The following is a 6,997-nucleotide window of genomic DNA, read 5'->3' as shown; positions in this document are numbered from 1 at the left end:
GTCCTGGCCGATCTTGCATTGGGATCTGTCATAGACAATCTGATCCGCAACGCCAGGGTGCATGGAAAAGCGACGAGGGTGAATTTCGTCATCGAGACCACTGGCCCCTATACCGAGCTGAGGGTCGAAGATGATGGCAAGGGGGTTCCAGAGGAGATCAGGGGAAAGATCTTCCACGAGGGCTACAGCTTTGGAGAGACCAAGGGCACCGGACTTGGTCTGTACCTGGCCCAGAAGACGATGGAACGACACGGTGGCAAGATACGGGCGGAGAACACCGTGCCCCGTGGAGCCACGTTCGTGCTCTCCTTCCCCCGAATGGAGAGCTTTCCGGGCTGAACCGATCAGGTCCCCCGGAACCGGTCCAGCAGACCCTTCTTGCTCCCTTCCAGCTCCGCGAACTTCTTCAGCAGGGCTTTCTGCTCCGAAGTGAGCTTCTTCGGCACCCGGATCTTGATGCGCACGAACTGATCGCCCTTGCCTCGGGAATTGACCTTGTTCAGGCCGTTGCCTTTCATTCGAAAGACGGCGTCGTCCTGCGTTCCTGCCGGAAGATTGAGCAAGGCCTTGCCGTCGATGGTCGGCACTTCCACCTCGCTGCCCAGGGCCGCATCGGAGAATGAGACCGGCCAATCGAGCCAGACGTCCGCGCCGTCGCGTTTGAATAACTCATGCGGCCTCACGTGGATGACCACGTACAGATCGCCGGGCGGTCCTCCGTTCGGGCTGGCATCGCCTGCTCCGGAGAAACGGAGGCGCATGCCATCATCTATGCCAGGCGGCACGTCGATGCTCAGCTTCTGGGTCTTGACCTCCTGCCCACGGCCCGCGCATTCGGGACAGCGTGCCTCTGTCACCTGCCCCTTGCCGCCGCAGCGCGAGCAAGGAGCGATGCTGACGAACCTGCTGTACCCGCGCTGCTGCACCTGGCTGATCTGCCCTTTGCCGCCGCAGGTCGAACAGGTGGAGACCTTCCCCCCTTTGGCGCCCGTCCCCTTGCATGCTTCGCAGCTAACGGCGTGCGGGATGGAGATCCCCCGGATGCCGCCGGCCGCCGCCTCCTCAAGCGTCAGCTCGATATCGTAACGTAGCGATTGTCCTTTCTGCGGTCCAGAGCGTCCGTGCCCGCCCATGCCGAAGAGCATGTCGAAGAGGCCGCCGCCGAAGCCGCCCGTGTCCCCGAAGATGTCCCGCAGGTCCGAGGCGTGGGTGAAGTCGCTCCACTGGAAACCTCCGTTGGAGAAATGACCGGTAAGGCCAGCGTGGCCGTATTGGTCGTAGAGCTTCCGTTTGTCCGGGTCGACCAGGACCTCATAGGCCTCGGAGACTTCCTTGAACTTCTCCTCCGCCTGTTTCTTCTCCTCCTTGGTCACATCTGGATGATATTTTCGGGCCAGGGTGCGGTAGGCTTTCTTGATGTTGTCCAGGGAGGCGTTCTTAGCCACCCCTAGGACCTCGTAATAGTCGCGCTTATCCATCGTTCGACGCTCTCACTTCTTCTCGTCCTCGTCCACTATCTTGTAGTCCGCATCCACGTACGAGTCCTTGTCCTCGGCGCTCTTGGGCTCCTGCGCCTGATCGGGGGGAGCTTGCTGTGCCTGGCCCTTCTGCGCTGCCTCAGCGTAGATGCGCGCAGAGATCTTGTAGGTCTCTTTGGTCAGAGCCTCCATCTTGGCCTTGATCTGCTCCAGGTCGTTGGACTTGAGTGCTTCCTTGAGCTCGGCGATGGCCTTCTGGATGGCCTCTCTCTCCGCTGGCTGGACCTTCTCCGCCTCGTCCACCAACAGCTTCTCCGTGGAATAGACGAGGGTTTCCGCCTGGTTCATGGCGTCCACTTTCTCCTTGCGCTTCTTGTCGTCCTCGGCGAAGCGTTCGGCCTCTGCCACCATGCGGTCAATCTCGCTCTTCTCCAGCTTCTTGGAGGCGGTGATGGTGATCTTCTGCTCTTTTCCTGTGCCTAGGTCCTTCGCGTTGACATTGAGGATGCCGTTGGCATCGATGTCGAAGGCGACCTCGATCTGCGGAACTCCTCTTGGTGCCGGGAGGATTCCAGGCAAGGTGAACCTACCCAGGGAGACGTTGTCAGGGGCCATCTCTCGCTCGCCTTGCACGATGTGAATCTCCACCGCCGGTTGGTTGTCCGAAGCCGTGGAGAATATCTGGGATTTGCGCGTGGGGATGGTGGTATTGCGAGAGATGAGCTTGGTAGCCACTCCGCCCAACGTTTCGATGCCCAGGGAAAGAGGGGTGACGTCCAACAGCAGGACGTCCTTCACTTCGCCCGCCAGCACCGCTCCTTGGATGGCGGCGCCCATGGCCACGCATTCCATCGGGTCCATGCCCCGCTGTATCTTCTTGCCCGCATAGCGCTCCACGAACCGCTGCACCATGGGCATGCGGGTCGGTCCCCCGACCAATATGACCGCGTCTATCTGTTCCGCGGTCAGGCTGGCATCCTTCATGGCGGTCTGCATGGGCCCCCGACAGCGCTCGATGATGGGATTCACCAGCTCCTCCAGCTTGGCCCGGGTGATGTTCGTGGAGAGATGCTTCGGCCCGTTGGCGTCCGCGGAGATGAACGGCAGGTTGATCTCGGTGGTGGTCGTGGTGGAGAGCTCGATCTTGGCCTTCTCGCACGCCTCGCGCACCCTCCACATGGCCATCTTGTCCTTGGAGAGGTCGACGCCCGTCTCCTGCTTGAACTGCGTTATGACGGAGTTCATCAGTACCTCGTCCATGTCCGTTCCGCCAAGTTGAGTGTCGCCGTTGGTGGCGATGACCTCGAAGACCCCGTGGGCGAACTCCATGATGGTCACGTCCAGCGTACCACCCCCCAGATCGAACACCAGGATGCACTGTTCCTTCTCCGACTTGTCCAGACCATATGCCAGGGCAGCGGCGGTGGGCTCGTTGATGATGCGCACCACATCCAGGCCCGCGATCGTTCCCGCGTCCTTGGTCGCCTGCCGCTGGTTGTCGTTGAAATAGGCGGGGACGGTGATGACCACCTTGCTCACCGACTCTCCCAGATACGCCTCAGCGTCCCGCTTAATCTTCTGGAGAATGAAGGCGGAGATCTGCTGCGGAGTGTACTCCTTTCCATGCACGCGCACCTTGTGGTCCGTTCCCATCTTCCTTTTGATGGCGGCCACCGTGCCCTCCGGGTTAGATACCGCCTGTCTCTTCGCCGGCTCGCCGACCAGCAGTTCGCCTGATTTGGTGAAGGCCACGTAGGACGGGAACGCTTTCCCGCCCAGGCTCGTGCCTTCTGCGCTCGGGATGATCGCCGGTCTTCCGCCCTCCATGACCGCGGCGGCTGAATTGCTCGTTCCCAAGTCGATGCCGATTGTCCTAGCCATCAATTTTCACCTCTTCTCCGCATTTTCCTACCATGACCTTCGCGTGCCGGAGCACCCTCGGTCCCAGATAATACCCTTTCTGGAAGGTCTCCAATATGGTGCCTTCCTCACCATCGCCCACGCACAATGCCTCATGCAGGTTGGGATCGAACCGCCCCGTCAGAGGCATCTCCCGTAGGCCATATGACTGCAGCAACGCCGATAGATTTGACTGGATCTGCTTCACCCCGGAATGGATCTCATCCGGGTTGGAGTTCGCGCTTAGAGCCCGCTCCAGATCGTCCAGCGTTCCGAGGAGATCCAGCACCAATCGATCGTTGGCGCACCTGACGACCTCTTCCTTCTCTCTCTGAACGCGCTTCTTGTAGTTGTCGAAGTCCGCCTGGATCCTCTTCGCCAATTCCAGGTGTTCCTCGGTCATGGCTGTCTGCTCATCCAGTAGACCGCGAAGCATCTTCACCTCTTCTTCCAGACGCTCGAGCTCCGCCTGCTGCTTCCCTTCGCAGGCCTCCGCGGCCGAGTCGTTGGCGCCTTCATCGACCATGACCCTCGCCTCTGGGATATCGACACATCTCATCGTCTAAAACCATTGTGGATGAAATTGTTTCGAAGGAGGGCTTGCGCCCTCCGGGTTTTTTCGCTCAGTCCACGTCGCCCAAGCCTTCGTTCCCACCCATGCCGCCGGGCATTCCACCGGGACCGCCGCCCATGCCCCCGCCTCCCCTGGAAGCGATGACATCGTCGATCCTTAGGATCATGACCGCTGCGTCGGTGGCAGAGTTAATGGCCTGCTTGCCCACACGGAACGGCTCCAGCACGTTCTGCTTGAACATATCATCGACCTTGCCCTCGTAGACGTTCAGACCGGCGTTCTTCTTGCCGTTCTTGTGCGCCTTGCGCAGTTCTATGAGGATATCGATAGGGTCCAAGCCCGCGTTCTCCGCCAGGGCGGTAGGGATGACCTCCATGGCGGAAGCGAATGCGTCGATGGCGATCTGCTCGCGGCCTCCGACGGATGCGGAGTACTCGCGTAGTCTCAGGGCGATCTCCACTGACGAGGAGCCGCCACCAGCGATCATCTTCTCGTCCTCAATAGCTACCGCGACTACGCTCGTGGCATCGTCCATGGAGCGCTCGATCTCATCCACCACGTGCTCAGTCCCTCCGCGTATCAGAATGCTGACCGCCTTGGGGTTCTTGCAGCCGGTGACGAAGGTCATCTCTTCCTCCTGGATCTTGCGCACCTCTACCAGGTCCGCATTGCCCAGGTCGGCCGGGTCAAGCTCGTCCAGCTTGGTGACGACACTTGCGCCGGTGGCCTTAGAGAGCTTCTCCATGTCGCTCTTCTTCACGCGCCTTCCGGCGTATATCTGCTCCTTGGCCAAGAAGTGCTGCACCAGGTCATCGATGCCCTTCTGGCAGAAGACCACGTTCGCGCCTGACTTCTTGATCTTATCCACCATGGCGTGCAACATGCGCTCCTCCTCCTTGAGGAAGGCCTGCATCTGCGAGGGGTCGGTGATCTCGATCTTGGCGTCGATCTCCGTCTTCTTGATCTCCAGAGCGGCATCGAGAAGGAGGATCTTGGCCTTGGCGATCTTCTTGGGCATCGCGGGATGCACCGGCTCCTTGTCCACGATGATGCCTTCGATCATCCCGGTGTCGTCCATGGACCCACCCTGCTTCTTGACTACCTGGATGTTGTCAGTGTCCACGTACCAGCGACCGTCGGTCTTCTCTGCCACCTTGAGCACTGCGGCCACGGCGACGTCCGCCATGTGCTCGCGGCTGCCGACCACGGCCTTGGACATCATGGAGGTCATGGCAATCTGCTTCAGCGTGGCGCGGTCCTTGATATCGACCGGCGCTGACACGGTCTCCAAGATCTCCAGGGCCTTGTTCGATGCCAGCCTGTATCCGGCGGTGATGATGGTCGGGTGCACGTCGGCGTCGATGAGGTCCACGGCCTTCTTCAAAAGCTCTCCTGCCAAGATGACGGCGGTGGTAGTGCCATCTCCGCATTCCTCATCCTGGGTCTTGGCCACCTCGACCAGCATCTTTGCGGCCGGGTGCTCTACGTCTATCTCCTTGAGGATGGTGACCCCGTCGTTGGTTATGACGACGTCTCCCATGCTGTCAACTAGCATCTTATCCATTCCTCGGGGGCCGAGGGTACTGCGGACCGCGTCAGCGATGGCGCGCGCGGCCATGATGTTGTTGTACTGGGCGTCCTTGCCCTTGTCCCTCTTGGTGCCCTCCTTGAGGATTAGTATAGGTGTCTGGCTCATTCCCATATGATTGCCTCCCAATTCGATTCACAAATAGGTTTTCCTAGCTTTGAGCTAGCGGCCGTGAGATGTTTGTTCTTCTATATAACTCTATCTTGAACTGCCAGACGCCTGAGGCTCGACCGCCATTCCAATGGACGAACGCCAGGCAATGGTTATTACCATACAATACATTGGAACAGCGCGTCCATGACACTTAGATCTTGCAGCATCTGCCGGGCGGTAAGCGGCGACCTGGTGGGAGGAAAGAAGATCGCCATCCTCGGCTCTGGCATCTGCAATGGCTGCCAAGATGCTCTCCATCGACTGGAGGACATCTACCGACGCGATTTCGAACGGCGGACGGAGACCAAGATCGAACTAGTCATTCCTTGGCCGGCCATCAAGCAGTTCAGCTGGCCCCCGAGAGGTTCGGTCATGCTTTCCGGATGGGCGGTGGACCTGCGAGAGTTCGCCATCGCGCTGGCCGGTGAGCACTTGGTCGGCGGTAGAAGGTCCTACGAATCCTGGCGCAGCGAGAACCTAGAACGAATAGCGGCCTTGGAAGCGGAGAAAGACCAGGGCGACGCCAAGGCCAAGATCGGCAGGGATTCGGAACTGGATGAGCTGAAGCGCAGCTTGGCCAAAGCGGAGAAGCGCAAAGGGTCGACCGCCGAACACCCCCTCTTTTCCTTGGCGCTAGAAAGGGTGGGTGGCTGGAAGGTCCGCGAAAAAGGCCAGTATCTCGATATCACCTTCTCTTTCCGGATGCTAGTGGACGGATTCAGGGGGGCGTCAAAGGAGAAGGTGGAGAGGCATTTCCTGCTGGTGTCGAAGGAGTATGCGGCGGCGATAGACGTCATCGGAGAACGACTCCGGGACCTGAAAGCCAAGGCTAGCGCGTCAGGATTTGGAGCCTAGGCGCGCTCTGCCACCATCTTTAGACAGGATGGGTGGCGCCCGCTGCCAGGCATCTCAGGCGTGTTGATTAGGGGCGGACTTGCCTTTCAGGAAATATGTCTTCAAACGGATTCTTTATGAATATGTTGCCAGAAAACCCACGAACTCTAGTCGTGGGATGAATGGCGACAAATTCAAATTCTTGAACGGCATGACGCACACACAGAAGTTTCCAGACACCTCGCAAGGGGTAAGGCACTCTCTGCCTGGGAGAGAAAGACGGTTGAAGCTCTGGGCTAAAACTTCATCGCTCCATCGGGCATGAGACCAGCAACGGTCTGCGGGAAAGGCATTGGAACGCTCCTGATGGAGTAGGCCGCCGGAGACGCACAATGCGTTCTCCCCTGCCTTGCAAGCAGGAGTCAGCCGACCGAATGCGCTCCGTTCCCAGAAATGGGCGTCCTTCGCGGA

The 6,997-nt window shown here is 59.5% G+C and carries 6 protein-coding genes; 2 read left to right on the top strand and 4 right to left on the bottom strand.

The genetic code is table 11. From position 1 onward, the window contains the following. The coding region (locus NT137_01545; protein MCX6652027.1) for a HAMP domain-containing sensor histidine kinase at positions 1-339 on the top strand (339 nt) is incomplete at its 5' end. Positions 340-344: 5 nt separating this feature from the next. On the opposite strand, the gene dnaJ is transcribed toward NT137_01545, so the two are convergent. The 4 genes from dnaJ to thsB all read right to left on the bottom strand — a co-directional run bounded on the left by dnaJ (position 345) and on the right by thsB (position 5,647). Further along, positions 345-1,478, bottom strand: coding sequence for a molecular chaperone DnaJ (gene dnaJ, locus NT137_01540; protein MCX6652026.1), 1,134 nt, complete (start codon positions 1,476-1,478; stop codon positions 345-347). Between the two features lie 12 nt (positions 1,479-1,490). Next, positions 1,491-3,359 carry a molecular chaperone DnaK gene (dnaK, locus tag NT137_01535; protein MCX6652025.1) on the bottom strand — a complete coding sequence of 623 codons (1,869 nt, stop codon included), beginning with the start codon at positions 3,357-3,359 and terminating at the stop codon, positions 1,491-1,493. After that, a complete protein-coding gene (locus tag NT137_01530; protein MCX6652024.1) occupies positions 3,352-3,903 on the bottom strand; it encodes a nucleotide exchange factor GrpE in 552 nt (183 codons plus the stop codon). The genes dnaK and NT137_01530 overlap by 8 nt, the downstream gene beginning before the upstream one ends. Before the next feature lie 97 nt (positions 3,904-4,000). Next, positions 4,001-5,647 (bottom strand): thermosome subunit beta, encoded by a 1,647-nt coding sequence (gene thsB, locus NT137_01525; GenBank protein ID MCX6652023.1) that lies wholly within the window; start codon positions 5,645-5,647, stop codon positions 4,001-4,003. A 189-nt stretch (positions 5,648-5,836) separates the two neighbouring features. Between thsB and NT137_01520 the strand changes: the two genes are divergently transcribed. After that, a complete protein-coding gene (locus NT137_01520; protein MCX6652022.1) occupies positions 5,837-6,547 on the top strand; it encodes a hypothetical protein in 711 nt (236 codons plus the stop codon). The last annotated feature ends 450 nt before the right edge of the window (positions 6,548-6,997 follow it).

It is taken from the genome of Methanomassiliicoccales archaeon (genome assembly GCA_026394375.1).
Taxonomy (GTDB): domain Archaea; phylum Thermoplasmatota; class Thermoplasmata; order Methanomassiliicoccales; family UBA472; genus JAJRAL01.
The sequence above is the reverse complement of the archived record's forward strand: the minus strand, read 5'-3'. Positions and strand labels throughout refer to the sequence as shown.